The organism is Limnobacter sp., from assembly GCF_036405155.1.
In the GTDB taxonomy this organism is placed as follows: domain Bacteria; phylum Pseudomonadota; class Gammaproteobacteria; order Burkholderiales; family Burkholderiaceae_B; genus Limnobacter.
The window spans coordinates 453,273-479,295 of record NZ_DASWYD010000007.1 but is presented as its reverse complement, the minus strand read 5'-3'; the positions used below and the strand labels follow the sequence as shown (position 1 = coordinate 479,295).

At 57.3% G+C, this 26,023-nt stretch carries 21 protein-coding genes; 4 read left to right on the top strand and 17 right to left on the bottom strand.

Annotation, left to right across the window (positions count from 1 at the left end; translation table 11 throughout):
• Positions 1–641 precede the first annotated feature (641 nt).
• Together ftsH and VGE55_RS12860 are read right to left on the bottom strand one after the other, a co-directional pair.
• Positions 642–2,543, bottom strand: a complete 1,902-nt coding sequence (gene ftsH, locus VGE55_RS12865) for an ATP-dependent zinc metalloprotease FtsH (RefSeq protein ID WP_331132081.1) — start codon at positions 2,541–2,543, stop codon at positions 642–644.
• 163 nt (positions 2,544–2,706) lie between these two features.
• On the bottom strand, positions 2,707–3,339 hold the full coding sequence (locus VGE55_RS12860; protein ID WP_331132080.1) for an RlmE family RNA methyltransferase: 633 nt from the start codon (positions 3,337–3,339) through the stop codon (positions 2,707–2,709).
• Between the two features lie 26 nt (positions 3,340–3,365).
• Here VGE55_RS12860 and yhbY point away from each other — a divergent pair, with 26 nt between their 5' ends.
• Positions 3,366–3,737 carry a ribosome assembly RNA-binding protein YhbY gene (gene yhbY / locus VGE55_RS12855; protein WP_414675025.1) on the top strand — a complete coding sequence of 124 codons (372 nt, stop codon included), beginning with the start codon at positions 3,366–3,368 and terminating at the stop codon, positions 3,735–3,737.
• On the opposite strand, the gene VGE55_RS12850 is transcribed toward yhbY, so the two are convergent.
• The 5 genes from VGE55_RS12850 to VGE55_RS12830 all read right to left on the bottom strand — a co-directional run bounded on the left by VGE55_RS12850 (position 3,734) and on the right by VGE55_RS12830 (position 10,893).
• Complete coding sequence (locus VGE55_RS12850) at positions 3,734–4,222, bottom strand: DUF4149 domain-containing protein (protein WP_331132079.1); 489 nt, start codon at positions 4,220–4,222, stop codon at positions 3,734–3,736. The genes yhbY and VGE55_RS12850 overlap by 4 nt on opposite strands.
• A gap of 13 nt (positions 4,223–4,235) precedes the next feature.
• A complete protein-coding gene (greA, locus tag VGE55_RS12845) occupies positions 4,236–4,712 on the bottom strand; it encodes a transcription elongation factor GreA (RefSeq protein ID WP_331132078.1) in 477 nt (158 codons plus the stop codon).
• 77 nt (positions 4,713–4,789) lie between these two features.
• Complete coding sequence (gene carB / locus VGE55_RS12840) at positions 4,790–8,020, bottom strand: carbamoyl-phosphate synthase large subunit (protein ID WP_331132077.1); 3,231 nt, start codon at positions 8,018–8,020, stop codon at positions 4,790–4,792.
• 63 nt (positions 8,021–8,083) lie between these two features.
• Positions 8,084–9,268: a glutamine-hydrolyzing carbamoyl-phosphate synthase small subunit gene (carA, locus tag VGE55_RS12835; protein ID WP_331132076.1), complete on the bottom strand. Its 1,185-nt coding sequence runs from the start codon at positions 9,266–9,268 to the stop codon at positions 8,084–8,086.
• A 671-nt stretch (positions 9,269–9,939) separates the two neighbouring features.
• On the bottom strand, positions 9,940–10,893 hold the full coding sequence (locus VGE55_RS12830) for a LysR family transcriptional regulator (protein WP_331132075.1): 954 nt from the start codon (positions 10,891–10,893) through the stop codon (positions 9,940–9,942).
• Between the two features lie 90 nt (positions 10,894–10,983).
• On the opposite strand from VGE55_RS12830, the gene VGE55_RS12825 reads away from it, so the two are divergent.
• Together VGE55_RS12825 and VGE55_RS12820 are read left to right on the top strand one after the other, a co-directional pair.
• Positions 10,984–11,229 carry a hypothetical protein gene (locus VGE55_RS12825; protein ID WP_331132074.1) on the top strand — a complete coding sequence of 82 codons (246 nt, stop codon included), beginning with the start codon at positions 10,984–10,986 and terminating at the stop codon, positions 11,227–11,229.
• A 101-nt stretch (positions 11,230–11,330) separates the two neighbouring features.
• The gene (locus VGE55_RS12820; RefSeq protein WP_331132073.1) at positions 11,331–12,287 is read left to right on the top strand and encodes a diacylglycerol/lipid kinase family protein; all 957 of its coding nucleotides are present in this window, start codon (positions 11,331–11,333) and stop codon (positions 12,285–12,287) included.
• Positions 12,288–12,374: 87 nt separating this feature from the next.
• Here VGE55_RS12820 and VGE55_RS12815 read toward each other — a convergent pair whose 3' ends face one another.
• The 5 genes from VGE55_RS12815 to VGE55_RS12795 form a co-directional block, all read right to left on the bottom strand.
• Entirely contained in the window at positions 12,375–14,036 is a 1,662-nt protein-coding gene (locus tag VGE55_RS12815) for an L-lactate permease (protein ID WP_331132072.1), read from the bottom strand.
• A 232-nt stretch (positions 14,037–14,268) separates the two neighbouring features.
• Positions 14,269–16,074, bottom strand: a complete 1,806-nt coding sequence (locus VGE55_RS12810; protein WP_331132071.1) for an acyl-CoA dehydrogenase — start codon at positions 16,072–16,074, stop codon at positions 14,269–14,271.
• A gap of 90 nt (positions 16,075–16,164) precedes the next feature.
• Entirely contained in the window at positions 16,165–17,094 is a 930-nt protein-coding gene (locus tag VGE55_RS12805; RefSeq protein WP_331132070.1) for an electron transfer flavoprotein subunit alpha/FixB family protein, read from the bottom strand.
• 25 nt (positions 17,095–17,119) lie between these two features.
• Positions 17,120–17,869, bottom strand: coding sequence for an electron transfer flavoprotein subunit beta/FixA family protein (locus VGE55_RS12800; protein WP_331132069.1), 750 nt, complete (start codon positions 17,867–17,869; stop codon positions 17,120–17,122).
• A 148-nt stretch (positions 17,870–18,017) separates the two neighbouring features.
• Positions 18,018–18,938: a histone deacetylase family protein gene (locus tag VGE55_RS12795; protein ID WP_331132068.1), complete on the bottom strand. Its 921-nt coding sequence runs from the start codon at positions 18,936–18,938 to the stop codon at positions 18,018–18,020.
• A gap of 126 nt (positions 18,939–19,064) precedes the next feature.
• Between VGE55_RS12795 and mltB the strand changes: the two genes are divergently transcribed.
• Positions 19,065–20,147 (top strand): lytic murein transglycosylase B, encoded by a 1,083-nt coding sequence (mltB, locus tag VGE55_RS12790; RefSeq protein WP_331132067.1) that lies wholly within the window; start codon positions 19,065–19,067, stop codon positions 20,145–20,147.
• A gap of 20 nt (positions 20,148–20,167) precedes the next feature.
• On the opposite strand, the gene cysM is transcribed toward mltB, so the two are convergent.
• The 5 genes from cysM to VGE55_RS12765 all read right to left on the bottom strand — a co-directional run bounded on the left by cysM (position 20,168) and on the right by VGE55_RS12765 (position 26,006).
• A complete protein-coding gene (cysM, locus tag VGE55_RS12785; protein ID WP_331132066.1) occupies positions 20,168–21,070 on the bottom strand; it encodes a cysteine synthase CysM in 903 nt (300 codons plus the stop codon).
• A gap of 35 nt (positions 21,071–21,105) precedes the next feature.
• A complete protein-coding gene (locus VGE55_RS12780; protein ID WP_331132065.1) occupies positions 21,106–22,551 on the bottom strand; it encodes a sodium:solute symporter family protein in 1,446 nt (481 codons plus the stop codon).
• 92 nt (positions 22,552–22,643) lie between these two features.
• The gene (ubiB, locus tag VGE55_RS12775; protein ID WP_331132064.1) at positions 22,644–24,239 is read right to left on the bottom strand and encodes a ubiquinone biosynthesis regulatory protein kinase UbiB; all 1,596 of its coding nucleotides are present in this window, start codon (positions 24,237–24,239) and stop codon (positions 22,644–22,646) included.
• Entirely contained in the window at positions 24,236–24,964 is a 729-nt protein-coding gene (locus VGE55_RS12770) for a hypothetical protein (RefSeq protein ID WP_331132063.1), read from the bottom strand. Before VGE55_RS12770 ends, ubiB begins: the two co-directional genes overlap by 4 nt.
• 82 nt (positions 24,965–25,046) lie before the next feature.
• The gene (locus VGE55_RS12765) at positions 25,047–26,006 is read right to left on the bottom strand and encodes a Tim44-like domain-containing protein (RefSeq protein WP_331132062.1); all 960 of its coding nucleotides are present in this window, start codon (positions 26,004–26,006) and stop codon (positions 25,047–25,049) included.
• Between the last annotated feature and the right edge of the window lie 17 nt (positions 26,007–26,023).

Below are 26,023 nucleotides of genomic sequence, written 5' to 3'. Positions count from 1 at the left end.
CAGCGAAAGTTGGAATCACCCTGCCGCCAGGCGGGGCACTCAAAGCCACCTTCGGGTGGCTTTTTTGTTTGTCGCACTGTGTGCATGCCTGAGGGTAATGGCTTCTTAATAGCGGCCTGCGCGGTTCACCTCCCCTTTGCGACGGTCCATTGGTAATTTCCCTCGCTGAGCCTCACGATCGCTGAGGTCGCCCCTCCAAACAGCGAGTCGGGATCGCCCTCTGAGCCCAACAGTTGTTGGGCTCACCGCGCCTGTTTGTCACGCACGGGCCAATGGCCCTGACGGTCGCTGCAGGGGAGGTGAACCGCGCAGGCCGCTCCAAGTTGCACCAGTGCCATGCCCTCAGCAATGCCGGTGTGCCCGGCGCCGAACAGTCAGCCCCCCGATCGTTTTGACCCGCACAGCATTCGAACACACGGACCGAGATGTCTGAGCCACGCAGTGGCGAGTTATCGGTCCGGTTCGACAATGCGCGGGGCAACCTTTGCCTTCGGGGGGCGTTCGGCACGGGCTGCCGGTGTTGCCGGGGGCTTAAAAGGCACGGACAACCGGCGTTGCTATGGGGTCTTAGTTAGCAAATGGTAATAAAAAAAACCGGTGGGATTTCTCCTCACCGGTTTGTCATTCAGACCTCAGCTCGATCAAGCCACAGGCGCTGGCTGGCTGCTGGGCGTCACCTTTTCACCACCGCCACCACTGCTGGGGCTTCCGCCCGTGGGTGGTGTGCTGCCGCCACCAACCGGGGGCCGTGGGTCACGGCCTTCCATGATGTCGTTGATTTGGTCTGAATCAATGGTTTCCCATTCCAACAATGCCTTGGCCATGGCATGGGCTTTGTCTCGGTTTTGATCGAGAATGTCCCAAGCGCGCTTGTACTGCTCGTCGATGATTTTGCGGATTTCGGCATCCACTTTCTGCATGGTCGCCTCAGACATGTGGGTGGTTTTGGTCACGCTGCGTCCCAAAAACACTTCACCTTCATTTTCCGCATACACCATGGGCCCCAGCGCTTCAGTCATGCCGTAACGGGTCACCATGTCACGCGCAATGGCTGTGGCACGTTCGAAGTCGTTCGAAGCGCCCGTGGTCATCTGGTTCATGAAAATTTCTTCAGCAATGCGGCCGCCAAACAGCACAGCAATGGTCGAGAGCATGCGCTCTTTGTCCATGCTGTAGCGGTCGCCTTCCGGCAACTGCATGGTCACGCCCAGGGCACGGCCACGGGGAATGATGGTGACCTTGTGCACGGGGTCTGTTTTGGGCACCAGGCGCGCCACAATGGCGTGGCCTGATTCGTGGTAAGCCGTGTTGCGGCGCTCTTCTTCGGGCATCACCATGCTCTTGCGCTCAGCGCCCATGATGATTTTGTCCTTGGCTTTTTCGAAGTCCTGCATCTCGACCACGCGGCCATTGCGGCGCGCGGCAAACAAGGCAGACTCGTTCACGAGGTTGGCCAGGTCAGCGCCCGAGAAACCTGGGGTACCCCGCGCCAGCACGGAAGCATCCACATCGGCGCTCATCGGGATTTTGCGCATGTGCACTTTCAAAATTTGCTCGCGGCCGCGGATGTCGGGCAAGCCTACCACCACCTGACGGTCAAAGCGACCGGGGCGCAGCAAGGCAGGGTCGAGCACATCGGGCCGGTTGGTCGCTGCAATCACGATGATGGCCTGGCTGGTCTCAAAACCGTCCATTTCCACCAGCATCTGGTTCAGGGTTTGCTCGCGCTCGTCGTTGCCACCGCCCAAACCAGCGCCGCGTTGGCGGCCCACCGCGTCGATTTCATCAATGAAGATGATGCAAGGCGATTGCTTTTTGGCCTGTTCAAACATGTCGCGAACACGGGCAGCACCCACACCCACAAACATTTCCACAAAGTCGGAACCGGAAATGGCAAAGAACGGCACCTTGGCTTCGCCTGCAATGGCCTTGGCCAGCAGTGTTTTACCGGTACCGGGGGAACCCACCATCAACACACCACGGGGAATGCGGCCACCCAATTTTTGGAAACGGGAAGGATCCCGGAGAAACTCCACCAACTCCTGCACGTCTTCCTTGGCTTCGTCGCAGCCTGCCACATCAGCGAAGGTGACCGGGTTGGTGGACTCATCCAGCAATTTGGCACGGCTTTTACCGAAGCTGAAAGCCCCGCCTTTGCCACCGCCCTGCATTTGGCGCATGAAGAACACCCACACACCAATCAACAAGAGCATGGGGAACCAGCTCACGAACAGGCTCATGAGGAGCGACGGCTCTTCTTCAGGCTTGGCGCGAACCTGAACACCGTATTTCAACAGGTCACCCACCATCCAGATGTCGCCGGGCGAATACACCACGCGGTCCTGGTCTTCGTTGGTTCGGGCACGGACGGTACGGCCATCCACCACCACACTTTTGATACGACCGTTCTGAGCTTCCTGCATGAACTCGGAATAGCTCATTTCGTTGGAACGGGATTGTTGCCCTTCAAACTGCTTGAACACAGTGAAAAGCACCAAGGCCACCACCAACCACACCGCTGCTTTCGAAAATGAATTGTTCAACGCCACTTCTCCTAGATGGTCCGCCTCACTCCTTGGGAAGGTGGAGACGGAATCCCCATTTTAAACCCAAGCCTTGTAAATTCGCCATCGCACTATTTGATTGCAGCGATTGACCGGCTTTATTGAAAGTTTTTATTGGGAATTGATTTACTGCAGATATTGCCTATTTAAGACCTTTGGCCAGCAAAAAGGTTTCCCGGGAGCGGTCGCGGGATGCTTTGGGTTTGCGGGGTGCCACCACCTTGAATACCTGCTTCATCTCGTGGACGATGCCGCTGTAGGATGAACCGTGAAAAATTTTCATGATCAGGGCGCCATTGGGTTTCAGGTGATTCACGGCAAAATCGATGGCCAATTCGCACACATGCTCAATGCGGGCCGCGTCGGCTGAAGCAACACCGGACAAATTGGGCGCCATGTCGGACACCACCAGGTCCAGCTTTTCCCCGTTGAGGCGTTTGTCCAATTCCTGCAACACCTCATCGTCCCGAAAATCGCCTTGAATGAAATCAACTCCCGCAATCGGTTCCATGGGAAGCATATCCAGTGCGATAATACGACCTTGCACCACGCCGCCGGGTCCAACCATGGCCTCGCGGAGCACTTGAGACCAACTGCCGGGCGCACTACCCAGATCGACCACATTGATGCCGGGCTTGATCAGCCCCTCAGGCTCTGCAATTTCCTTGAGTTTGAATGCCGCGCGTGCGCGGTAACCAGCCGCCGTGGCCATCTTGACGTATGGGTCGTTGATGTGGTCGTGCAACCAGTTTTTGTTGACTTTACCTTTAGCCACAGATTTACCTACAGAGCAAAATACACATGACGGACGCCGCAATCACACTGACACCCGCCGAAAAAAAGGCCCTCAAAGCCCAAGCCCATGGGCTTGACCCCGTGGTGATGATTGGCGACAAGGGCCTGACCACCAACGTCATCAAGGAAATTGACATGAACCTGTCGGCCCACGGGCTGATCAAGGTGCGCGTGGCCGGTGACGACCGCGAAGCCCGGTTGGAATACGCCCAAGCCATTTGCGCCGACACCGGCGCAGCACTGGTTCAACACATCGGAAAGCTGCTGGTATTGTACCGCCCGCTATCGGCTGAAAAGCAGGCGGAGAAAGCGAAATCGGCATCTCGCAAACCCAAAGCCCCTCGACTCACCAAGCGCCAGCACAACGCCAAAGGTTAAGCGGCGTCGGTATTGCCTGTGGGGGCTGCTTTGACGCCATAGCGGTCAAGACCCCACAGCAGCACGGCGATCATTTTCACAGAGTACAGCACGCTGGAAACCGCATGCATGTTGCCAAAGCTGGCTTTCAGCGCAGCCAGTTCGTCGCCGGTAGCATTGCTCATGGCATCGCGCATGTGGGCCATGTGCGGGTGCATCCAGGCCAACTCCACCACACCAACAGCCAGCACCAACAACACCAGCGCATTGCCTTTCAAACCGGCATTTAATGCACCCGCTGTGTTGGACAGGGCCACCAGCACCAAGCTGGCAGCCACGCTGAACACACTGAGCATGTAAAACAATCGACCGGCCACGAGCCCCGCTTCGGGACGGGGAAGCCATTTGAACAGGCCGGGCGCCACCACGATGGCCATGAACCACAAGGCACCGAGCCAAATGGCCCACATGGCCAATTCTGCACTCCGAAACCCTTTCCAGCCCATGGTGTTGCTTCCTTTAGATGTAACGAACTTCCAACACTTCATATTCGCGCACGCCACCGGGCGCCTGAACCGCCGCAATGTCGCCCTCGTATTTTCCGATCAATGCGCGGGCAATTGGGCTGGAAATGGAGATCAGGTTGGCCTTGATGTCCGCTTCATCGTCACCCACAATTTGGTACTCCACTTGAGAACCAGCGTCCAGGTCTTCCAGTTTGACTGTTGCGCCAAACACCACACGGCCTTCTGCATCCAACGAGGACGGATCAATGATTTGGGCGTTGCTCAACTTGCCTTCAATTTCCTTGATTCGACCTTCGATAAAGCCCTGCTTTTCCTTGGCTGCATCGTATTCAGCGTTTTCCGATAGGTCGCCCTGCGCACGTGCTTCAGCGATGGCGTTGATCACCGATGGACGTTCGATGGTTTTCAGGCGATGAAGTTCCGCTTTGAGTTTTTCAGCGCCCTTCACGGTAATGGGTACGGTGCTCATGTTTTCAATTCCCAACAAATGGAAAGCCGCCGCTGGCTGAAAAGCCAGGGACGGCTTGGTGTTTTAAAGACTGCAGCTTAGGCGGACAGTTCCGCGTGCAGGCTCTGGACGCTGTAAACGTCCATCTTGTTCAAATGCTTCATGCCTTCTACAGCGGCCAACGCACCCGCCATGGTGGTGAACACCGTGACGCGTGAAGTCAGTGATGTGGTGCGGATGTAGCGGCTGTCGTTGATCGCGCTGCGACGCTCTTCAACCGTGTTGACCACCAGTTGAACTTCGCCGTTTTTCAGCATGTCCACAATGTTGGGACGGCCTTCCAGCACCTTGTTGACCACAGTGCACTCCACACCACCCTCGCTGATGGCTGCCGCTGTACCCCGGGTTGCGATGATCTTGAAACCCAGATCAGCCAGACCCTTGGCCAGTTTGACAGCCCGTTGCTTGTCTTCGTGCTTCACACTGATGAAGGCGGTACCACCCTCTGGCAGCTTCACCGACGCAGCAAGCTGTGACTTCACAAATGCTTCGCCAAAGCTGCGGCCCACGCCCATCACTTCACCGGTGGACTTCATTTCCGGACCTAGAATGGTGTCCACACCCGGGAACTTCACGAAGGGGAATACAGCTTCCTTCACCGAAAAATACTTGGGCACTGGAATGTCGGTAACACCTTGGTCAGCAAAGGTGCGGCCGGACATGCAGCGCGCTGCAATTTTGGCCAACTGCATGCCAGTGGCTTTGGACACATACGGAACGGTGCGGGAGGCACGCGGGTTGACTTCCAACACGAACACGCGCTCGTTCTGGATGGCGAACTGCACGTTCATCAAACCCACCACGTTCAAGGCCTTGGCCATGAGCACAGACTGGCGCTTGAGCTCATCCACCATGGCTGGTGACAGGCTGTACGGTGGCAGGCAGCAGGCGGAGTCACCTGAGTGAACACCGGCCTGCTCAATGTGTTCCATCACGCCGCCGATCATGACGTTTTCACCATCGCACAGGGCGTCCACATCCACTTCAATGGCGTCATTCAGAAAGCGGTCCAGCAGCACGGGGCTGTCGTTGCTAACCTTCACGGCCTCGCGCATGTAGCGCTCCAGGTCTTTTTGCTCGTGCACAATTTCCATGGCGCGGCCACCCAGCACGTAGCTTGGGCGCACCACCAGCGGGTAGCCAATGTCTTGTGCATGGGCAATGGCCTCGGCTTCGGTGCGGGCTGTGCGGTTGGGCGGTTGCAGCAGGTTCAGCTTGGACAACAGCTTCTGGAAACGCTCGCGGTCTTCGGCGATGTCGATGCTTTCCGGGCTGGTACCAATGATGGGCACACCGTTGGCTTCCAGCGCTTTGGCCAGCTTCAATGGTGTTTGGCCGCCGTACTGAACAATCACACCCACTGGCTTTTCCAGCTGGACGATTTCCAGCACGTCTTCCAGGGTGAGGGGCTCGAAGTACAAACGGTCTGAGGTGTCGTAGTCGGTGGACACGGTCTCGGGGTTGCAGTTGACCATGATGGTCTCGAAACCGTCTTCACGCAGGGCCATGGCGGCGTGCACGCAGCAATAATCGAACTCAATGCCCTGACCAATGCGGTTTGGACCACCGCCGAGCACCATGATCTTTTTCTTGTCCGTGGGCTCGGCTTCGCACTCGTCTTCGTAGGTGGAGTACATGTAAGCGGTGCCGGTTTTGAATTCAGCCGCGCAGGTGTCCACCCGCTTGTACACAGGACGAACACCATGCTGGTGGCGCAGCTTGCGAATTTCAGCCTCAGAGGTGTCGAGCAGGTAGGCCAAGCGACGGTCGGAGAAGCCCTTGCGCTTCAACAAGCGCAACACGGGCTCGGTAAGGTCGGCTAGGGTTTTGGTTTCCAGTTCCAGTTCGATGTCGACGATGTCCTTGATTTGCACCAGGAACCAGGGGTCGATGTGAGTCAGTGCGTGAACCTGTTCCAGCGTGAAGCCCTGGGCAAATGCGTCGCCCACGTAAAAAATGCGCTCGGGGCCGGGTTCGCCCAGTTCACGTTCAATCACTTCGCGGTCTGTGGTTTTCTGGTTCAGTCCGTCCACACCGGTTTCCAGGCCACGCAGGGCTTTCTGGAAGCTTTCCTGGAAAGTGCGGCCCATGGCCATCACTTCACCCACAGACTTCATCTGGGTGGTCAGGCGGTTGTCGGCCGTCGGGAATTTTTCGAATGCGAAACGGGGAATCTTGGTGACCACGTAGTCGATGGAGGGCTCGAACGATGCGGGCGTGAGTCCACCAGTGATGTCGTTCTTGAGTTCGTCCAGCGTGTAGCCCACAGACAGCTTGGCCGCCACTTTGGCAATGGGGAAGCCGGTGGCCTTGGACGCCAGCGCCGATGAACGCGACACACGCGGGTTCATCTCGATCACGATCATTCGGCCATTTTTGGGGTTGATCGAGAACTGCACGTTGGAGCCGCCCGTGTCTACACCGATTTCGCGCAGAATCGCGATCGATGCGTTGCGCATGATCTGGTATTCGCGGTCGGTCAGGGTTTGCGCAGGCGCCACGGTGATGGAGTCACCGGTGTGGATACCCATGGGGTCCAGGTTTTCGATGGAGCAGATGATGATGCAGTTGTCAGCACGGTCGCGCACCACTTCCATCTCGTACTCTTTCCAGCCGATCAGGCTTTCTTCGATCAGCAGTTCTTTGGTGGGGGAGGCTTCCAGACCACGCTTGCAAATGGTCTCGAACTCTTCGGCGTTGTAGGCAATGCCACCACCCGTGCCACCCAAGGTGAAGCTGGGGCGAATAATGACCGGGAAGCCGTTGCTGCCAACCTCGGCAGCAATTTTGCGCTGAATATCCAGCGCCTCTTCCATGGAGTGGGCCACACCCGACTTGGCAGAATCCAGGCCAATTTTGGTCATGGCATTCTTGAACTTCAGGCGGTCTTCGGCCTTCTCGATGGCCTCTTCCTTGGCGCCAATCAGTTCTACATTGTATTTGGCCAGCACACCGTGCTTGGCGAGGTCCAATGCGCAGTTCAGCGCGGTTTGGCCACCCATGGTGGGCAGCACAGCGTCGGGACGTTCTTTTTCGATGATGCGCTCAACCACCTGCCAGGTGATGGGCTCGATGTAGGTGACATCGGCCATTTCCGGGTCAGTCATGATGGTGGCGGGGTTGCTGTTGACCAGCACCACTTTGTAACCCTCTTCACGCAGGGCCTTGCAAGCCTGTGCACCGGAGTAGTCGAATTCACAGGCCTGGCCGATCACAATGGGGCCAGCGCCGATGATGAGGATTGTTTTTAGATCGTTACGCTTGGGCATAACTCGCCTTTTGGGTCAGATAGTCGATTTCAAAAAATTCTTGCTGGGCAGTCAACCTGCGCATTACTGCTTGCTGGCCTTGATGTCCGCAATGAAGCGGTCAAACAGCTCGGCCAGGTCGTGCGGACCAGGACTGGCTTCCGGATGCCCCTGGAAACAGAATGCTGCGCGGTCTGTACGCTCCAAGCCCTGAATGGAACCATCGAACAGCGACACGTGCGTGACCCGCAAATTGGCAGGCAGTGATTCGGGGTCGACTGCGAAACCATGGTTCTGGCTGGTGATAAACACGCGTTTGCTGGACAGCTCCTGCACAGGGTGGTTGGCACCGTGGTGGCCAAACTTCATTTTCAGTGTTTTGGCACCGCTGGCCAAAGCCATGAGCTGGTGGCCCAAGCAGATGCCAAACACCGGTAGCTTGGTGTGTTCCAGTACATGTTTGATGGCGGAGATGGCGTAGTCGCAGGGCTCGGGGTCGCCAGGGCCGTTGGACAGAAACACCCCATCGGGATTGAGCGCCAACACTTTTTCAATCGGCGTTTGCGCAGGCACCACGGTCACACGGCAGCCGCGTTGGGCCAACATGCGCAAAATGTTGCGCTTGGCGCCAAAATCATAAGCCACCACATGGTGAGGGCGATCGCCTTGCTGGAAGTGCGGCACTTCGGCGGCCTCGCCGAGCGTCCATTCACCTTCAGTCCATTCGTGGGTGTTGGTGCAGCTCACCACCTTGGCCAGGTCCATGCCAGCCAAGCCCGGGAAGCCACGCGCCAATTCAACAGCCCGCTCGGCGGTGAACGTTTCGCCACTGCCCTCGGTCATGAGGCAGCCGTTTTGGGCACCCTTTTCCCGCAGGATTCGAGTGAGCTTTCGGGTGTCGATACCGGCAATGCCCGGCACGCCGTGTTGCTTGAGGTAATCTCCCAAGGGCATGTTGGAGCGGAAGTTGGAGACCAACATCGGCAGGTCTTTAATCACCAAACCCGACAGGTACAACTGGCCAGACTCTTCGTCCTGCGCGTTGGTGCCGACGTTGCCGATGTGCGGGTAGGTCAAGGTGACGATTTGTCGGCAATAGGATGGGTCGGTGGCGATTTCCTGATAGCCCGTGAGCGATGTGTTGAACACCACTTCACCCACTTGTGTGGTGGGGGCTCCGAAAGAAATCCCTTCGAACACGGTGCCATCGGCGAGCGCAAGCAATGCGCGCGCTTGATCCGATCTTGCGCTTGCGGCTAATTTCGACAAGGGAAACTCCAATAGATGCGACAAAACCCGGGGGGTTGATGCACCACCCGCGCAGGCCTTTGCCTAAGAATCATTCAGCTAACCGAGCATTATACCGGAGTCAGGCCCTTCCGGCCAGATGGGCGTGTTGGGAATGACCGAGGAAAAGCACCAATTCGTTGCGGGGCCTGTAACCCGGGTTCGCTGCTTATCCTTTCGTGACAACAGTAGCCCGTCCCTTTGTTAGCCCCCCAGCAACACCGGTAGCCCGTGCCGAACGCCCCCCGAATGTAAAGGTTGCCCCGCGCACTCGAACCGTCCCGAGAACTCGCGCCAGTGGCGCTCAGACATCTCGGTCCGTGCGTTCGAATGCTGTGCGGGTCAAACCGATCGGGGGGCTGACTGTTCGGCGCCGGGCATACCGGCATTGCTGGGGGGCATAGCACCGGAGCAGCTTGGCGCGGCCGGCGCGGTTCACCTCCCCTGCAGCGACAGTCAGGACAATCTGCAAAACCGTGACAAGCAGGCGCGTTGGGCGCAGCCGCTAGGCTGGCCCAGAGGTCGATCCCGACTCGCTGTTTGGAGGGGCGACCTCAGCGATCGCGAGGCCCAGGTTTTGAGCCACAGATTGGCCGTCGCCAAGGGCGAGGTAACAGCGCAAGCCGCAGAATTCAAGAACAGCCGCAACCGGCTTATTTGACCGACCGCTCAACCCCAAACTCACGCAACAACACATTCTCCAGAAATTCCGCCACCACGCGAGACTTCAACGGCACCTGCGCAGAGGGCCCCGGCGGAAAAACGATGTACATCGGCAAGCCACCCTGCTGCGGATCATCGCAATGCCAATCCGACAAAATTTCCACCACCTCACCATTGCCCAAAGCTTGCTTCACCATCCACGGTGCGCTGCGCCCCACACCCAGGCCCGATGCAATGGCATTGACCACCATCATGGGGCTTGAGCAGGTGAGCCAGGAATCGACCTTGTGCTTTTGACTGACCCCACCCGCTTTGGGCCAGAATTCCCACTCTTTCACATCACCGCGCTGCGAGAAGGCGATGCACTGATGTCCAATGAGGTCTTTGGGGGTTTTCGGGATGCCGTGCGCTTGCAGATAAGCCGGCGAGGCGTACATGCGCCGCCAAATGGTGGACACCCGTCGCGCCCGCAAACTTGAATCGGCCAGAACGCCGAAGCGCAGCGCCAGGTCAATGCCCTCCTCAACCAATTGAGCATTCCGGTTGGACAAATCAATTTGGAGATTCACCTCAGGGTACTGCTGGTGAAACTCGCCCAGGTACTTGGCCAAAATGTGCTCGCCCACCACGACTGGCACACTGAGCCGGACCAAACCCTTGGGCGTCCCACTGCGCAATTCCAGCAGCGCATCGCGAACCGCCTGCTGGTGCTCCAACAACTCGCGGACATAACGAAGGTAGGTGGTACCCGCCTCGGTGATTCGAAGGTTGCGGGTGGTTCGGTTCAGCAAACGAACCCCCAGATGCGACTCCAATTGGGCGATGGCACGGCTGACACTGGAGGGGTTCTCACCCCTCAGTTTCGCCGCTGCTGCAAAACTGCCCGTGTTCATGACCTGAACAAAAGCCTCGGCTGCGTGAAGCTCATTGAAATTATTGCTCATGACGCAAGAGTCTCATTCGAATCAGCTGGTTTATCGACAGACTAATCATTAATACCATGGCTTCACACCATCTCACAAGGAGTGTGAATCATGAATGAATGGCCCGAACAATACCCCGGCCTGGATGTATCGCCACGTCACCTGAAACATTGGGAAAGCCATGCCAAAACCCTCATCGTGGTGTGCGTCAGCATCGGCTTTGCTGGCCTGTTGCTGGGCTATGTCGAATTGGCCCACGCCAGCAACCAGGCAGTGTCCGCCTGGAGCAGCCTCCAGGGCTGGTTCACCGATGGTTGGAATGGCGCCTACGATGCCGGAGCCAGTGGCGCTTTCTGATCGCGATACAGATTGCATCGGGGCGATGATTTGTGCGGACGGACGGGTTACAGTGGCGTCATATTGTCTAACTCCACTGTCGCACCCGTGCGCCCGACAGCATGATCCTCGTCCTCATCAACGGCAAAGCCAAGTTTGCCAAACAGTACGGCCCTGAACGGCTCACTCAGGATGTTCAACACGCCCTAGGTCAAGCAGGCAAAGCCGCCCTGACGCACAGCCTGGAACACCTTGAAGAAACCCTGCGCGGGCACGACCCGCAGAGCATCTCTGCCATCGTTCCCTTTGGTGGAGATGGCACGGTGTCGGTGGCCCTGACCACGGCGATGCGGGTGTACGGTGCAGACCGCTTGCCCAGGTTTTTGGCCATCAAGGCCGGAACCATGAATGAAATTGCCACGGAAATTGGCACCCTGAGCCGAAACCCGTTGCAGGACATTGCAGCCCTGGGTCGACTGATGAAATCGGGTGAAGGGATTCCAACCACGCACCGTTACCCCATGGTCATCAATGGTGAGCGCTTGGGCTTTGCATTTGGCTTTGGCGCTTCATCCCGGTTTCTTGAACGCTACTACGCAGCCGGTGCCGGTGTGTTAGTGGCCTTGCGCATGGTCGCTACCTATGTGGGCTCAGCCCTTATCATGGGCAGCACCATCCGGAACCTCTTCAAACCCGTCACGGGGCGGTTGGTTCATGCACAGGGCTCAGCCCCGATGGCCTGGACGTTCTGTTTGGCCCTGACAGTCCGCAAGCTGCCCTTTGGCGTGTTGCTGTCCACCAGCGGTGGCCCCAATGCGAGGCCAGTGATGTGTGTGGTGGCGGGCGCACCCAAACTGATCCGCCTGGCGCTCTGCCTGCCACTGATCTGGATTGGCCGTTTGCCCAAGTGGATCGGTTTGACCCGTACGGAATATACGGACTTGCGCGTTGAACTGGACGAACCCATGGCGTGGCACATTGATGGCGATGTGTGCGCGCCCAGCACGCACATCGAGATTGTGACCGGGCCCAAGGTGCACTTCATTGAACTGAAACGCGCCCTGAAAACCGAACCCTGAAACAAAAAAGCCGCCAACCCAACAGGGCGGCGGCTTTTGATACAACCCACCTTCAACATTGGGTGGGTTGACGCATTCACGCGGTCATCAGTGAATGACCATGTGTGTGAATGGTGGTACGTAAGCCTGCAGGGTTACGAAAATACCGACCAAGCTGGCCAATGCGATGGAATGGAAGAACACGTAACGCAGAATATCGCCTTCGTGGTTGTACCAACCCGTCGCTGTGGAAGCCACCACGATGGATTGAGCATCAATCATCTTGCCCATCACACCGCCGGAACTATTGGCTGCGCCCATCAGGTTGGCGGACAAGCCCAGTTGTTCAGCCGCCACCTTCTGCATGCCACCAAACAACACATTCGATGCAGTGTCGGAACCGGTCAAGGCCACACCCAACCAGCCCATCAAGGTGCCGAAGAAGGGGTAGAACACACCCGTTGCAGCGAAGGCCAGGCCCAGTGTGGTGTCCAAACCGGAGTAACGGGTCAAGGTGCCCAGTGCCAACATCAATACGATGGTCAACAGGGAGTAACGCACCTTCCAGAAGGTCTGGCCGTAGTTCTTGAGCAGCGAAGGAACGCCGTAACCCATCACCAAGCCGCCCACAATGGCCGATACCAAAATACCGGTACCCGTGGCAGACAGCAGGTTCAGTGTGTACACCGCAGCTTCAGCAGTGGGCTTGGGCACCACGGGTGGCATTTTTTCAACCAGCTTGTGCAAGCCGTTGATCATGAACTCGGGTGCAAAAATACCGTTGAAAAACTTCTTGGTGGCAGGCAGACCCCAAATGAACACAAACACGGTCAAGATGACCCAAGGTGTCCAAGCCTTCACCACAGTGGCGCGGTCATGTTGGGCAGGTGCCGTGGCTGGCTTGGCTTCACCACCGTCTTCCACGTGGTTCTTCAGGGAAGTGGATGTCCAGGTCTTAGAAGGCTTCCACACGCGCAGGAACAGCACCAGACAGGTCATGGACACCAAGGCGGCAATCACGTCCACCAGCTCGGGGCCCATGAAGTTGGACACCAAGAACTGGGGAATGGCGAAAGACACACCTGTCACCAGAATGGCGGGCCAAATTTCCTTCATGCCGCGCCAGCCCGCAAAGGCCCAGATTAGCCAGAAGGGAACCAGCACCGAGAAGAATGGCAACTGACGACCCACCATGGCCGATACCTCGGCCAGGTCATAGCCGTGTACTTTGGCCAAGGTGATCACGGGTGTGCCCAAGGCACCGTAAGCCACTGGAGCCGTGTTGGCGATGAGGGACAAACCGGACGCGGCCAACGGGGAGAAGCCCAAACCAATCAGAATGGCGGCGGTTACGGCCACGGGTGTACCAAAACCGGCTGCGCCTTCGAAGAACGCGCCAAATGCAAAGGCAATCAACAGCAGCTGCAAACGACGGTCATCGGTAATTCCAGCGATGGAATCCTGCAGCACTTTGAAGCTGCCGTTTTTCTCGGTCAGCTGGTGCAGAAAGATGATGTTCAACACAATCCAGCCAATCGGCAGTAGACCGGTCAAGCCGCCCAGGAAGGCAGCTTTCGTCGCCATTTCGGCGGGCATGCTGTAGACAAAAATTGCAATCACCAACGCGCTAAGCAAACCAGCGCCAGCGGCGATGTGTGCTTTCAAGTGCAGGAACCCAAGACCGACAAGCATGACCACCACGGGCACAGCGGCCAGCAGTGTCGAGATGAGCATGTTGCCGAGCGGATCGTACGTTTGTTGCCAGACCATTCGGAATCTCCGTTGTTGTAATAGGGATGTCGCACGTGCATCAAAAAACCAACCACGCCGGATTGAACACACGTGCGCTTTCCGTCAACCTTTTTGACAGATGCCGGCACTTTAATGAAACGGTTTGGGTAAACCCATTCGGTCTAACCCGGTTGGTAATTACCCGGAGATGGTTAACCCTGAAATAAAAAAAGCCGACCCGAAGGTCGGCCTTTTACGGGGCACAGATGGATTAGAAATTGGCAACGGCCATTTCTGTCACCGAGGCAAAGCCACCCACCACGCTGTCGCGCTGACCAGGCACTTTGGACAACACATGGTCTGCAAAGAAGCGAGCAGTCAATACTTTGTCACTGTAGAAGGAGTCGGTTTCACCCGACTTGATTTTGCCTTCCGCAGCCAGCAAGGCGCGGGCCATTTGCCAACCGGCCACCGTGGTACCGGCCAACATCAGGTAAGGCACTGAACCGGCGAACACCGCGTTGGGGTTGCTCTTCATGTTGTTGACAACGAAGTCCACCGTGTCGAGGAATGCCACGCGCGCAGCGTCCAAACGGGCCGCCACGGCCTTGGCATGCGCGGAACCCGACTCGTTCAGTTGGCCAACGGTGCGTGCCATTTCGGCTGCCAGGGCCTTGGCCACAGCACCGCCGTCCCGGGCTGTTTTGCGGCCGACCAGGTCGTTGGCCTGAATGGCGGTGGTGCCTTCATAAATGGTCAGGATTTTGGCATCACGGTAATACTGTGCAGCACCGGTTTCTTCAATAAAGCCCATACCACCGTGCACTTGCACACCAGTCGAGGCGACTTCAATGCTCATTTCGGTGGACCAGCCCTTGACCAGCGGCACCAGGAATTCATACACGGCCTGGTTTTGCTGGCGCGCAGCCGCATCGGGGTGGTTGTGGGCTGCGTCGTAGGCTGCACCGGCCACGCAGGCCATGGCACGCGCGGCTTCCACCTGCGAGCGCATGCTCATCAACATGCGCTTCACATCGGGGTGATGAATAATGGCCACCGCCTCGTTGGTTGAACCGTCCACGGGGCGGGACTGTACGCGGTCTTTGGCGTACTGTACGGCCTTTTGGTAGGCGCGCTCGGCCACACCAATGCCCTGCACACCCACCTGGAAGCGGGCGGCGTTCATCATCACAAACATGTACTGCAGGCCTTTGTTTTCCTCACCGATGAGGTAACCCACAGCGCCTTCACCCACGTCGCCTTTGTTGTCGCCGTACAGCAGCACCGCAGTTGGCGATGCCTTGATGCCCAGCTTGTGCTCGATGGAGGCGCAAAACACATCGTTGCGTTTGCCCAGTGAACCATCACCATTGACCATGAATTTGGGCACGATGAACAGGCTGATGCCCTTCACGCCTTCGGGCGCATCGGGCGTGCGGGCCAGCACCAGGTGCACGATGTTCTCGGCCATGTCGTGTTCACCGTAGGTGATGTAAATCTTCTGGCCAAAAATGCGGTAGGTGCCATCGCCTTGGGGGACTGCCTTGGTGCGCACCAAAGCCAGGTCTGAACCAGCCTGTGGCTCGGTCAGGTTCATGGTGCCGGTCCATTCACCGGAAATCATCTTGGGGATGTAGGTTTCTTTTTGTTCCTGGCTGCCCGCAACCAGCAGCGCCTCAATGGCACCATCGGTGAGCAATGGGCACAGCGCGAAACTGAGGTTGGAACCGTTCACCATTTCCATGCACGGTGTGGCAACCACTTTGGGCAAACCCTGACCACCAAACTCGGTGGGGTGCTGCAGGCCTTGCCAACCAGCCTCAGTGAACTGCTTGAATGCATCTTTAAAACCGGTGGCGGTTTTTACCACACCGTTGTTCCAGGTGGCGGCTTCCACGTCGCCGGTCCAGTTCAGTGGCGCAACCACCTCACTGGTGAATTTGGCGTTTTCGTTCAGCACGGCCTCAACAGTTTCCTCGGTGGCGTCTTCGCAACCGGGCAACTGGGACACTTGGTCCAGGCCTGCCAATTCTTTCAAGACAAACATCATGTCTTTGACTGGGGCGTTGTATGTCATTTCTCGTCTCCAAAAACTTCGTGTTCTTCATGTGAAATCAGGCTCAACACGTGAGCCTGATTTCAGTCACTTCAATTCAAGGGTTGTGCCTTACAGCTTGGCGACAATCTGGGGAACAACCTCAAACAGGTCGCCCACCAAACCGTAATCGGCCACACCAAAAATGGGGGCTTCCGGGTCTTTGTTCACAGCCACAATCACCTTGCTGTCTTTCATGCCCGCCAAGTGCTGGATGGCACCGGAAATGCCCACCGCCACATACAACTGCGGCGCAACAATTTTGCCGGTTTGACCAACCTGCCAGTCGTTGGGGGCATAGCCTGCATCCACCGCTGCACGGGATGCGCCAATGGCGGCACCCAGCTTGTCAGCCAACGGGTTGAGGATGGCAAAGTTTTCAGCGGAACCAATGCCACGACCACCCGACACGATGGTGCCGGCAGCGGTCAATTCTGGACGGTCGCTCTTGGCCAGTTCGCGGCCAACAAATGTGGACTTGCCAGAATCGCCTGCAGCAGCCAGGTTTTCAACAGCGGCAGAACCACCGGTTGCGGCCACCGGGTCGAATGCGGTGGTGCGGACGGTGATCACCTTCACAGCGTCGGACGACTGCACGGTTGCAATCACGTTGCCGGCGTAGATGGGGCGCTGGAAAGTGTCGGCACTGTCTACACCAATGATGTCGGACAGCTGTGCGACATCCAGCTTGGCAGCCACGCGGGGCATCACGTTTTTGCCCACGCTGGTGGATGGCGCCAGAATGTGGCTGTACGACGAAGCAATCGCCAGAATTTGTGCGGCCAGGTTTTCGGCCAGCTGGTCGCCCAGCGCGTCGGAATCGGCCACCAGCACTTTGGCCACACCGGCAGCCGCGGCAGCTTGGCCTGCAGCGCCAGATACGCCCTTGCCGGCCACCAGCACGTGCACGTCGCCACCGATTTTTTGGGCAGCAGCAATGGTGTTCAGCGTGGCCGGCTTGATGGTTTGATTGTCGTGTTCAGCAATAACGAGTACGGACATGTTGTTCTCCTGAATCCCTGATGTCTTAGATCACTTTGGCTTCGTTCTTCAGCTTGTCGATCAGTGTGTCGACATCGGGCACGGTAATGCCGGCTGAACGGGAAGGAGGATCGCTGACTTTCAGCATCTTGATGCGGGGTGACACATCCACGCCGAGGTCTTCGGGCTTCACCGTGTCGATGGGCTTTTTCTTGGCTTTCATGATGTTGGGCAGCGTGACGTAGCGGGGCTCGTTCAAACGCAGGTCGGTCGTGACCACGGCCGGCAGGCTGAGGCTTACAGTTTCCAGGCCACCGTCCACTTCACGGGTTACCACGGCTTTGCCACCTTCAACCACCACCTTGGAGGCGAATGTACCCTGGGGCATGTCCGCCAGCGCGGCCAACATTTGGCCAGTCTGGTTGCAATCATCGTCAATGGCTTGCTTGCCCATGATCACCAGGTTGGCGCCTTCTTTTTCAACCAGCGCCTTCAGGATTTTGGCCACAGCCAACGGCTGCAGTTCAGCATCGGTTTCCACCAGAATGCCACGGTCGGCACCAATGGCCAGCGCGGTGCGCAGGGTTTCCTGGCACTGGGTCACGCCGCAAGACACAGCCACCACCTCGGTTGCAATGCCGGCTTCTTTCAAGCGCGTGGCTTCTTCCACCGCGATTTCGTCAAAGGGGTTCATGGACATCTTCACGTTGGCAATGTCCACGCCTGTGCCGTCGCTTTTGCAGCGCACTTTGACGTTGTAATCCACCACGCGTTTGACTGGTACCAGGATCTTCATGCAAGCCATCCCTAATTTGATTGGACAATAATGAAATTCAAGCACACGTATCGTACTTTGAAAAAACGCACGATCGTTCGATTTTCAGTAGAGTGTACACTCCAGATGGGGATCTGTCGAGTCAAAACCGGGTAGAAACCCTGCTTTTCTAGGACATCAAGGCCTGCACGTGCGCATGTACGGAATCGGCCAAAGCATCCAGTTCATAGCCCCCTTCCAGCGTGCTCACCAGGCGGCCTTCACAATATTCATCGGCCACCCGTTTCAGGAAGTGTGTCAGCCAACCATAGTCCTCGGTGGTCAGGCACAAATCAGCCAGCGGATCACCCTCGTGGGCATCAAAGCCTGCTGAGACCAGCACCAATTGGGGTTTGAAACGATCAATGGCCTCCAACCAATGGGCTTCAATGGCGGCCTTGACCTCATCGCGCCCAGCGCCCGGCGGTACCGGGCAATTCACCATGTTGGCAGCGCCATCCAGCCCACCACTGAATGGGTACAAGGGCGACTGAAAAGTACTGCACATCAAAACACCCGGATGACCAGAAAACATGTTTTCGGTGCCATTGCCATGGTGCACGTCGAAATCAACAATCAGCACCCGCTGCAAACGGTAGGCAGTCATTGCATACCGGGCTGCAATGGCAATGTTGTTGAACACACAGAAACCCATCGCCTGGTCACGACAGGCATGGTGACCCGGTGGGCGCACGGCGCAAAATGCATTGCTGACCGAATGGGACATCACGAGGTCAACCGCATGCACACAGGCACCGGCAGCACGCCGCGCTGCATCCAGCGTGAACTCTGACAATGTGGTGTCGCCATCAATGTCCACAGGTCTTCTCAGGGGAAATCGACTTCGAATGTTTTCGACGTAGGCCTCACTGTGGACGGCAGTCACTGCCGGCCAATCCACCAATGGGGCTTCACAGTGCACCAGCTTGGGCCAAAGTTCCGAGGCCTCCAGACGCTGCTGGATCGCCTTCAGGCGGGCACCACTTTCGGGATGGCCCGCACCCGGATTGTGGAGTATGCAGTCGCCGTGAGAAATGTACGCAGTGGTCATGCCCGCTCCAGGGACAGTTTGCCGGAGTGCGGTATAGTGAATGACACAAGGCCTGCGCAATGTACTGCACCTTGGGTGAGCGCAGCCCAAACAGACTGACCGAACCTCGCTATCATTCCCCCTGACATGCCTGCTCCTTCGATTGCCTGGTCCCGATGGACCAACCCCTTGATTGTACTCACCGCGCTGATCTCGACTCAAGCCGCTGTTGCACAAGCGGTGAATATCCAAACCGAGAATGCGCCCCAAGTCGAACAGCCCAACGCACCCAATGCCGAGGACAAAGCCCGGCAATGGGCCATGCAATTCGAAAAAAGCCAGGGGATTCCAGCCAGCTACACCTTGAAAGTATTGAGCGAAGCCAAATACCAACCCAAAGTGGTCGAGGCCGTCAAACCACCCAAAACCCCCACTGTTAAAAATTGGGATGTTTACCGCAGCCGGTTTGTGGAACCCATCCGCATTCGCAAAGGTGTGCGCTTTTGGCTGGACAATGAAGAAGCGTTGAAGAAGGCCGAGGCACAGTATGGGGTTCCCCAGGAAGTGATTGTCGCCATCATCGGCGTAGAGACCATTTATGGCGAGCACACGGGCAACTTCAGGGTGTTGGATGCATTGAGCACCCTGGCCTTCGCCTACCCCAGCGGACAAAAAGACCGTTCCGGCTTTTTCCAGGATGAGTTGGGTGCGTTTTTCGTGCTGTGCAAAAAAATGAATCTGGACCCTTTGGATGTGAAGGGCTCGTATGCCGGTGCAGTGGGCTTGGGGCAATTCATGCCCAGCTCATGGCTGAATTTTGCGGTTGATGGAAATAGCGATGGGACGATCGACCTGTTCCACAGCCGGAAAGATGCCATCGACAGCGTGGCCAACTTTTTAAAGGTGCACGGCTGGCAAACCGGCAAAGCAGGCCGGGTGCTGCTTGAACCCCCAGCCACGCCCAACCTGCCCGAGCTGCTGGCCCCGGATATCCTTCCGACCTTTACTGCACAAACACTGGCCGACAAAGGCTTGGTGCTGAAAACCCCGACACAGGCGGACGAGTTGCTGGCCGTGGTTGAACTGCCGAGGGGTGAAGACTCGCCCACCTACGTGGTGGGCGGTCAAAATTTCTATGCGGTCACCCGCTACAACCGCAGTGCGTTTTATGCCAATGCTGTGCTGGAGTTGGCCGAAGCCGTGGCGCTTCGCAAAAAGCTCATGCAGTGAGCTTTTCGCGCGTGAAGCGATTACGCGGGAAACACACCCGTGGACAAGTAACGGTCACCCCGGTCACACACAATAAAGACGATGGTGGCGTTTTCCACTTCTTCTGCAATTTTCAGCGCAATGTGTGCAGCACCGGCCGCTGAAATACCGCAGAAAATGCCCTCTTCAGCGGCCAGGCGACGGGCCATGTGCTCAGCCTCGGCTTGCGTGACTTGCACCACACGGTCCACGCCTTCCGGCTTGAAAATTTTGGGCAGGTATTCCTGTGGCCATTTGCGAATACCGGGAATTTGAGAACCCTCGCTGGGCTCGGCACCGATGATTTGAACCGCCGGGTTTTGAGATTTCAGATACCGGGAAACCCCCATGATGGAGCCCGTGGTGCCCATGGCGCTCACAAAGTGCGTCACTTGGCCTGCGGTGTCTCGCCAAATTTCCGGCCCGGTGGTTTCAAAGTGCGCCAAGGGGTTGTCCTCATTGGCAAACTGATCGAGGATCACGCCTTTGCCCTGGTCGCGCATTTGCTCTGCCAAATCACGGGCGTATTCCATACCGCCCTGCTGTGGCGTCAAAATAATGTCGGCACCAAAGGCCCGCATGGTTTGCCGACGCTCGATGCTGAGGTGTTCGGGCATGATCAGCACCATTTTATAGCCACGCAGTGCAGCGGCCATGGCCAGCGCAATGCCGGTGTTGCCCGAGGTGGCCTCAATCAGTGTATCGCCCGGTTTGATGTCGCCCCGTGCTTCAGCACGCCGAATCATGGAAATGGCCGGACGATCCTTCACGGAACCCGCTGGATTGTTGCCTTCCAGCTTGCCCAGAATGACATTGCCTCGGTCGGCGTTGGCTTGACCGGGAATGCGCTGCAATTGCACCAAGGGTGTGTTGCCGATGGTGTCTTCAATGGTGAGGTATTTCAAAGCCGGATCACTTCTTCAACAATGATCCGACCATTTTACTTCGGATGGACCACCCCATCGCGCAACAAGGGGCGATGTGGGATCCATTGCGGCAACAAGGAGGCCACCACCATGGTGATGGCGCTGCACACCAGGCCCAGCAGCTGGGGCGGCCAAATGTCCGAGGGCATGATGTGAACACTGAATTGCCACACCGCAATGCCCACCACAATGGAGGCCACGGCCCCTTGGGTGCTTGCCCGCTTCCAGTACAGGCCAAAGGCCAACGGAACAAACGCCGCCACCAAAGTCACCTGATAGGCCGCTTCGACCATTTCAAAAATGGAAGAGTCGGTATTGAACGCAAACGCCAACACCATGCAGGTAAACACCAACACCGACACCCGCATCACCTTGAGCAGGTGTGCATCGTCGAGGTTCGGGAAAACCACCTTGTAAATGTTTTCAGAAAACGACACTGCAGGCGCCAGCAAAGTGGCGCTGGCTGTGCTCATGATGGCGGAAATCAGCGCACCGAAAAACACCACCTGCGCAAAAACCGGGGTGTAATTCAGGATGAAAGTGGGCAGCACCATCTGCGAGTCCTGTTCAATCAGCGGGCCGAATACCTCTGGTTTGATGAGCGTGGCCCCGTAAGCCAGAAAAACCGGGATGAAGGCAAAACAAAAGTACAAACTGCCGCCGAGCACTGCGCCGCGGGTGGCTGTTTTCTCGTCCTTGGCCGAGGTAATGCGCTGAAACACGTCCTGCTGGGGAATCGACCCCAGCATCATGGTGACAAAGGCACCGATGAACGGCACCCACAGGGCATAGCTGAATTCTTCCGGGAAAAAGCGCAGTTTGCCGGCGGCCTCGGCGTGGTTGACCACCACAGCCACACCACCCGTCATGTCGGCCACCAACCAACCCACATACAGCAAGCCTGCGCCGATGACCGTCATCTGGATAAAGTCCATGACCGCCACCGACAACATGCCGCCAAACAGCGTGTAGGTGAGCACCACCACGGTGCCGATGATCATGCCCCATTGCTGGGTGATGGCACCATCGGAGAGCACTTTGAAAATAAGTCCCAAAGCACTGATTTGCGCCGCCACCCAACCCAAGTAGGAAACGATGATGCAAGCACTACAGAACATTTCAACAAAGTGGTTGTAACGCACCCGGTAGTAGTCGCCGATGGTCATCAGCTTCAAGCGATACAGTTTGGGCGCAAAAAACAGACCGGCCAAAATGAGGCACAGTGAGGCGCCGAAAGGGTCGGCGACAATGCCGTGCAAGCCGTCCTTCACGAAGGTGGACGAAATACCCAACACGGTTTCGGAGCCAAACCAGGTGGCAAACACCGTGGCGGTGACCACCGGTAAGGTGAGGTGTCGACCAGCGACGGCATAGTCCGCCGTGGTATTGACGTTACGAGCCACATACAGGCCCACAACGACGGACAACAAGAGATAGCCGATGACCGATGCCAACAACATGAGCGTGCCCACCCCAACACAGAAATGATTGCGGATTATAGGCAAGAAACATGCGCAAGGGCTGTTTTGCCCTGCTCATTGGTTGCCCGACTCTAAATGCGACCGACAGGCCCCCAGTGGAACACCAACATGGGCCACAACAATTCCAGCGCCACCACCCCAAACAACACCGCCAAGCTCAGCACCATCCAGAACAACACCTTGTTCAAGCGCTTTTGTTGCTTCACCAACTGTTCAATTTGGTGGTCTACCCGGCCATTGGACTGCGTGAGCGACTGGTGCAACAGGCGGGGCAATGCCGGCAAAATTTGGGACCACTGGGCTGCTTCCCACTGCAAGGAGGACTGAAAGCCCTTGAAACCGATCTGCTGGTGCATCCAGTTTTCCAGGTAGGGTTTGGCTGTTTTCCACAGGTCCAAGTCCGGGTCGAGCTGACGGCCAAGCCCTTCCACGTTCAACAGGGTTTTTTGAAGCAACACCAGTTGCGGCTGAATTTCCACATTGAAGCGGCGGGATGTCTGGAACAAACGCATCAAGACATTGCCCAACGAGATTTCTTTCAGGGGCTTGTCGAAGTAAGGCTCAATACAAGCACGGATGGCCGACTCCAGTTCATCGATGCGTGTGGCTTTGGGCACCCAGCCAGACTGCACATGCAACTCGGCAACCCGTTTGTAGTCTTGCCTAAAAAAGGCGAGAAAGTTTTGGGCGAGGTATTGTTTGTCGACATCGTTGAGTGTGCCCACAATGCCGAAATCCAGGGCAATGTAGCGACCGAAATCGTCACCAGAGTCGCCCACATAGATATTGCCAGGGTGCATGTCCGCGTGAAAAAAACCGTCCCGAAACACCTGGGTGAAAAATATTTCAACACCATCGCGTGACAGCTTCTTGAGGTCGATGCCCCGCTCGCGCAGGCGATCAATTTGTGAAATCGGAATGCCACGCATGCGCTCCATGGTAATCACGGTGCTGCAACAGTAATCCCAGTACATTTCGGGCACCCGCAGCAAATGCCCGCTGCCCGATGACGGCGAAAAGTTGCGGCGCAGTTGCGAGGCGTTGGCCGCCTCACGCATGAGGTCCAGTTCGTCGTGCAGGTACTTGTCAAACTCTTTGACCACCTCGCGGGGCTTCAAGCGTTTGCCATCTGCCGAAATTTTCTCGAGCAGGTTGGCAGCGGTGCGCATCAATGCCAAATCCTTCTCGATCACGGTCATCATGCCGGGGCGCAACACCTTGATCGCCACCGATTGGCCTGCTCGCGGGCCTTCCTTGATCACCGCGAAATGAACCTGAGCAATCGACGCACTGGCAATCGGTTGGTCCTGAAATTCGACGAACATATCGTCGATGCGGCGTCCCAGGCTTTGTTCAATCAGTTGGCGGGATTGCTCAAAACCAAATGGGGGCACCTGGTCCTGGAGCTTGGCCAGCTCATCGGCCACATCGGCGGGCAGCAAGTCCCGTCGGGTGGACAGCAACTGCCCGAACTTGACGAACAAGGGACCCAAATCTTCCAGAGCACGGCGCATCCGCTCGCCACGCGTAGCATCCATGGCTGTTTTGGATGAGATGAGACCGAGCAGAACCTTGGCAAACCGGTTGTTGATGGAGTCGGCTGCCAGAAGAAACAGGCCATACCGGCGTGCCACCAGCATAATGCGCGCCAGACGACGAAGCTTCATGGTTTGGAGTCCGTCTGTGCGTCCAATTTGGCGATGCGCTTTTCAAGGCGGGCCAGTTCGTCCCGCAGACGGCTCACGTCGGTGCGGAACCCGTCAAACTCGGACGGTGTTGGTGCAATCGCTTTTTCGTGCACCACGTATTCCTTGAGGCTGCTTTTGAAACGATTGAACACATCGCGGCCATTGGTGCCCAGTGCGGCCAGGGTGTTCATGATCCACACCGCTTGAGCGTCGCCCACCACACGGGCCAAGTCCCGCTCCGGGTCCCAGGACAGGTCATTGATGACACTGGAGACCACTTGCGCGAAATCCATATCCCCAACAATGCTGGCTTTGCGCGCAACACCACTCGGGTTGCTGATGGACCCCGCCAAATCTACCCATTGAAGGCTGATCTCGGTGTCCGATGGGACTTGTACGCCTTGTGCCGGGGTGGTTGTCTGGAAGTAGCCTTGATCGTTGATGCGGAACACCAACTGAACCGGCTTTACGGACACGGTGAGAACCTTACCGGCTTCGCGTTGCAGCTTGGACTTGCTGCTTCGTTGTTGGTCCAGCAAGTGATTGAGCACCAGCGTGACCGACTTGGCCACAGAGGCCGACAACACGGCCGATGGCATGCTGGCCAACTGCCCGACCCCCGGCAAGCCCGCCAGGCCCTTCAAGGGCGACGCGGCCAGCAGCCGGTTGGCGAATTGCAGAAATGGAGGGGGTTGCAGGGCCACAGGAATTCCAGACAAGCGGAGGTCGAAAACTGCTTGAGTGTACCCCAGCAGAAGGCCCTGCCAGAGCCGGGGTGCCGAATTTTTAGAGATTGTGGATGCCGGCCAACAGCCAGCCACCGCCCGATACAGGCCGGGTGAGCACCCACACTTCGTCAACCTGTTCAGCAGCGGCACCCTCGGCCTCGCGCAGCATGGCCGAGTAAGCCACCGTGGCAATTTGCTCGTCCACATCCACTTCAAAGCCAATAAGGTCTGCATTCAGCGTGACCACGTCGGTTTTGTTGCTGGCGGTGCCGCGCTCTTCAACCTGAACCCGCAAATGGTTCATCACTTCATCGGTGCAGTATTCGCGCAAGCCTTGCAGGTCACCGCGGTCAAACAGGCCTTGCATGGTGGTGAAAAACTTCTTCGCACTTTGAATAAACGCGGCTTCATCAAAGCCTGCAGGCAGCGCTTTGACCAACCCTTGATCGGGCGCCGACAAGGCTGCGGGCTCATCAAACGCCGAGCGCGGGTTGCCAAACTGGGCATCGACTGGTGTGGGTTGTTGAATCGGCGCGCGGTAGGTGTTGTTTTGCTGACCAGCGGCCGAATAAGCCGGGCTGGGCTGCTGGGCGGTTTGACCCCGCATCAGGCTGAACAGTTTGCGAACCAGGAAAACCGCCAACAACACCATGAGTGCCGTGCCCAGAAATTGGGCCATGCCTTCCCCAAACCCCAAGTGGCTAAACAACGCGGCCAAACCCAAACCAGCCGCAAAGCCCATCAGCGGGCCCAAAAACCGGTTGCGCTGCGGCTGTGCAGCAGTGGGCGCCGTGGGTGCTGGTGCGGGTGCTGCCCGGGTAGGGGCTGTGGGTGAAGCTGTGGGCGACCCCGCCGGGCTGCTTGGGCTGGCCTGCCGACTGAAAGACGGGGCTGTTTTACCAAAACTGCTGCCACCGCCCATGCGCTTGGCCTCGGCCTCCAGGGGAAGCAGGGCCAGGGTGAAGGACAGACAGGCCAACAGGCTTAAAAACACAGTGCGAAAAGAGGAATAAGTCACGGTTTGGCTCACAGTGT

Coding starts and splice junctions, on each gene's coding strand:
- VGE55_RS12820 (WP_331132073.1), top strand. CDS start 11,331: ATGATCCTCGTCCTCATCAACGGCAAAGCCAAGTTTGCCAAACAGTAC.
- mltB (WP_331132067.1), top strand. CDS start 19,065: ATGCCTGCTCCTTCGATTGCCTGGTCCCGATGGACCAACCCCTTGATT.
- VGE55_RS12780 (WP_331132065.1), bottom strand. CDS start 22,551: ATGTTGTTGGCATCGGTCATCGGCTATCTCTTGTTGTCCGTCGTTGTG.
- VGE55_RS12810 (WP_331132071.1), bottom strand. CDS start 16,074: ATGACATACAACGCCCCAGTCAAAGACATGATGTTTGTCTTGAAAGAA.
- VGE55_RS12830 (WP_331132075.1), bottom strand. CDS start 10,893: ATGAGCAATAATTTCAATGAGCTTCACGCAGCCGAGGCTTTTGTTCAG.
- carB (WP_331132077.1), bottom strand. CDS start 8,020: ATGCCCAAGCGTAACGATCTAAAAACAATCCTCATCATCGGCGCTGGC.
- ubiB (WP_331132064.1), bottom strand. CDS start 24,239: ATGAAGCTTCGTCGTCTGGCGCGCATTATGCTGGTGGCACGCCGGTAT.
- VGE55_RS12795 (WP_331132068.1), bottom strand. CDS start 18,938: ATGACCACTGCGTACATTTCTCACGGCGACTGCATACTCCACAATCCG.
- VGE55_RS12815 (WP_331132072.1), bottom strand. CDS start 14,036: ATGGTCTGGCAACAAACGTACGATCCGCTCGGCAACATGCTCATCTCG.
- greA (WP_331132078.1), bottom strand. CDS start 4,712: ATGAGCACCGTACCCATTACCGTGAAGGGCGCTGAAAAACTCAAAGCG.
- VGE55_RS12825 (WP_331132074.1), top strand. CDS start 10,984: ATGAATGAATGGCCCGAACAATACCCCGGCCTGGATGTATCGCCACGT.
- VGE55_RS12850 (WP_331132079.1), bottom strand. CDS start 4,222: ATGGGCTGGAAAGGGTTTCGGAGTGCAGAATTGGCCATGTGGGCCATT.
- VGE55_RS12805 (WP_331132070.1), bottom strand. CDS start 17,094: ATGTCCGTACTCGTTATTGCTGAACACGACAATCAAACCATCAAGCCG.
- VGE55_RS12800 (WP_331132069.1), bottom strand. CDS start 17,869: ATGAAGATCCTGGTACCAGTCAAACGCGTGGTGGATTACAACGTCAAA.
- yhbY (WP_414675025.1), top strand. CDS start 3,366: ATGACGGACGCCGCAATCACACTGACACCCGCCGAAAAAAAGGCCCTC.